The 2736-nt window shown below is 70.4% G+C and carries 2 protein-coding genes; both read left to right on the plus strand.

Going from position 1 to position 2736, the window contains the following annotated elements; all coding sequences use genetic code 11:
• Positions 1-312: 312 nt before the first annotated feature.
• Positions 313-813 carry a proton-translocating transhydrogenase family protein gene (locus MWN34_RS19515; RefSeq protein WP_247030983.1) on the plus strand — a complete coding sequence of 167 codons (501 nt, stop codon included), beginning with the start codon at positions 313-315 and terminating at the stop codon, positions 811-813.
• Between the two features lie 10 nt (positions 814-823).
• Entirely contained in the window at positions 824-2221 is a 1398-nt protein-coding gene (locus MWN34_RS19520) for an NAD(P)(+) transhydrogenase (Re/Si-specific) subunit beta (RefSeq protein ID WP_247030984.1), read from the plus strand.
• The last annotated feature ends 515 nt before the right edge of the window (positions 2222-2736 follow it).

The raw sequence follows: 2736 nt of genomic DNA on the forward strand, positions 1-2736 counted from the left end.
CGTTGCCGGACGTTTTCCGTTCCCGGGCGTTTCCGGTTCGGGTCTGGCCGGTAGCGGTGAGGGAGCGCGCGGGGGGGCTCATCCGGGGATCGGACGGGCGCGAGGGGTGAGATGAGGCGGCGACCCCGTTCACCGGCAGGCCGCCGCAGCCGGGCCGCCCGCGGGAGAGCGGGCCGCCCTTTCGAGGCAATGAACCGAGCCCGCCGGGTCTGACCCGGAGCCGGGCTCCACTCGAAGACGAACCGCCGGAGGGCGGGATGCGTGGGGCCCGAGCGGCGCACCCGGCATCGCAGGACAACAAGGGGAAGAGACATGGCCAGTCCAGTTGGCGCCGTGCCCGGGGGGATGAGCCCGGCCGAGGCGGCGGAAGGGGCGCGGGCGGCGGCCGAGGTGGCGCGCCAGGCGGCGGAAGCCGCCAACGCCTATGCGGCGGAGGCGGCGCGGGCGGTCGATGCGGCGGCGGGGGGCTATGGCGAGGCGATCGGCCATGGCGTTCACGCGCTGAGCGGGGGGGCGATCGACCCCTTCGTGTTCCGGCTGGCGATCTTCGTGCTGGCGGTGTTCGTCGGCTATTACGTGGTGTGGTCGGTGACGCCGGCGCTGCACACGCCGCTGATGAGCGTGACCAACGCGATCTCCTCGGTGATCGTGGTGGGTGCGCTGCTGGCGGTCGGGGTCGACATGGCGGCGGGCCCGGGTTCGGGCTTTGCGCGGGGCTTCGGCTTTGTGGGTCTGATCCTTGCGAGCGTGAACATCTTCGGCGGCTTCCTGGTGACGAGCCGGATGCTGGCCATGTACTCGAAGAAGAAGTGAGGACCACCCGATGAACGCCAATCTGGTGGCTCTTCTGTACCTCGTCTCCGGGGTGCTGTTCATCCTGGCGCTGCGCGGGCTTTCGAGCCCGGTGACCTCGCGCCAGGGCAATCTGTTCGGCATGGCGGGCATGGCCATCGCCATCCTGACGACGCTGGCGGCGTCGCCGCCGCATGGCGCCGGGGGCTGGGCGCTGGTGATCGTCGGCCTCGGCATCGGCGGCGGAGCGGGCGCCTATATCGCCCGCAAGATCGCGATGACGCAGATGCCGCAGCTGGTGGCGGCGTTCCATTCGCTGGTCGGCCTTGCCGCGGTGATGGTCGCGGCGGCGGCGCTGTATGCGCCGGAGGCGTTCGGGATCGGCGAGGTGGGGGCGATCCACGGCCAGGCGCTGGTGGAGATGAGCCTCGGCGTGGCGATCGGCGCGATCACCTTCACCGGGTCGGTGATCGCCTTCGCCAAGCTGAACGGCAACATGTCGGGCAAGCCGATCCTGCTGCCGGGGCGCCATGTGCTCAATGCCGGGCTGGCGCTGCTGCTGGTGCTGCTGATCGTGGCGCTGGTGCTGACCGAGAGCCATGCGGTGTTCTGGCTGATCGTGCTGGTGTCGCTGGTGCTGGGCGGGCTGATCATCGTGCCGATCGGCGGCGCGGACATGCCGGTGGTGGTGTCGATGCTGAACAGCTATTCGGGCTGGGCGGCGGCGGGCATCGGCTTCACGCTGGGCAACACGGCGCTGATCATCACCGGCGCGCTGGTGGGCTCGTCGGGCGCGATCCTGAGCTACATCATGTGCAAGGGGATGAACCGGTCGTTCATCTCGGTGATCCTCGGCGGGTTCGGCGGGGACGCGGCGGCGGCCGGGGGCGGGGCGGTCGAGACGCGGCCGGTGAAGCAGGGCTCGGCGGAGGACGCGGCGTTCATCATGAAGAACGCGGCGAAGGTCATCATCGTGCCGGGCTACGGCATGGCGGTGGCGCAGGCCCAGCACGCGCTGCGGGAGATGGCGGACCGTCTGAAGGAGGAAGGCGTCGAGGTGAAATACGCCATCCATCCGGTCGCGGGCCGCATGCCCGGGCACATGAACGTGCTGCTGGCGGAAGCGAACGTGCCCTATGACGAGGTGTTCGAGCTCGAGGACATCAACTCGGAATTCGCGCAGGCGGACGTGGCCTTCGTGATCGGGGCGAACGACGTGACCAACCCGGCGGCGAAGACCGACCCGCAGAGCCCGATCTTCGGGATGCCGATCCTGGACGTGGAAAAGGCGAAGACGGTGCTGTTCATCAAGCGCGGCATGGCGGCGGGCTATGCCGGCGTGGAGAACGAGCTGTTCTTCCGCGACAACACGATGATGCTGTTCGCCGATGCCAAGAAGATGGTCGAGGACATCGTGAAGAACCTGTGAGGGGTGCGGCGGCATCCGGGTGACGCGAAGCCGGGTGCCGTCGATGCGGGACCCGCGCCGCGCGGGTGACGCCGGGCGGATGTCCGGCATGCGGGCGTCCGGCATCCGGGCGTTCGGCGTGCGGGGTTCGCATCCCTTCCGTTCCTGCCAGATACTGTTTCACCTGCACGCGGCCGGCTCCAGCAACGGGGCCGGCCGCTGCCGTTTCAGGGCGTCGGGAGCGCCGCGGCCGGGGAGGGCGCGACAGCGGCGCGGTTCGCCGGCCCGGGACCGGGGACGCGCCCGAGGTTCCACCGGCGGGTTGCCGGCCTGATGTGCTGCAGTGCGGGGCCGGGCAGCCGGCTCGCATGGGCCAATCGCCCGTCGTTCCGCGACCGGCCGCTCGTTGCATCTGTCCTTCTGATCCGCTCCCGCTCCCTGCGTTCATCCCGTCCCGCCGTCCCTCCCGCCGTCCTGCCCGTCGCCCTCCGGTCCCACGTCATCCCGACCGGAGCGCAGCGCAGAACCGGGATCGT

Source organism: Ancylobacter crimeensis (genome assembly GCF_023016805.1).
Lineage (GTDB): Bacteria > Pseudomonadota > Alphaproteobacteria > Rhizobiales > Xanthobacteraceae > Ancylobacter > Ancylobacter crimeensis.

Bases quoted from the DNA above. Each gene is read 5' to 3' on its own strand.
- MWN34_RS19515 (WP_247030983.1), top strand. From the start codon at position 313: ATGGCCAGTCCAGTTGGCGCCGTGCCCGGGGGGATGAGCCCGGCCGAG.
- MWN34_RS19520 (WP_247030984.1), top strand. From the start codon at position 824: ATGAACGCCAATCTGGTGGCTCTTCTGTACCTCGTCTCCGGGGTGCTG.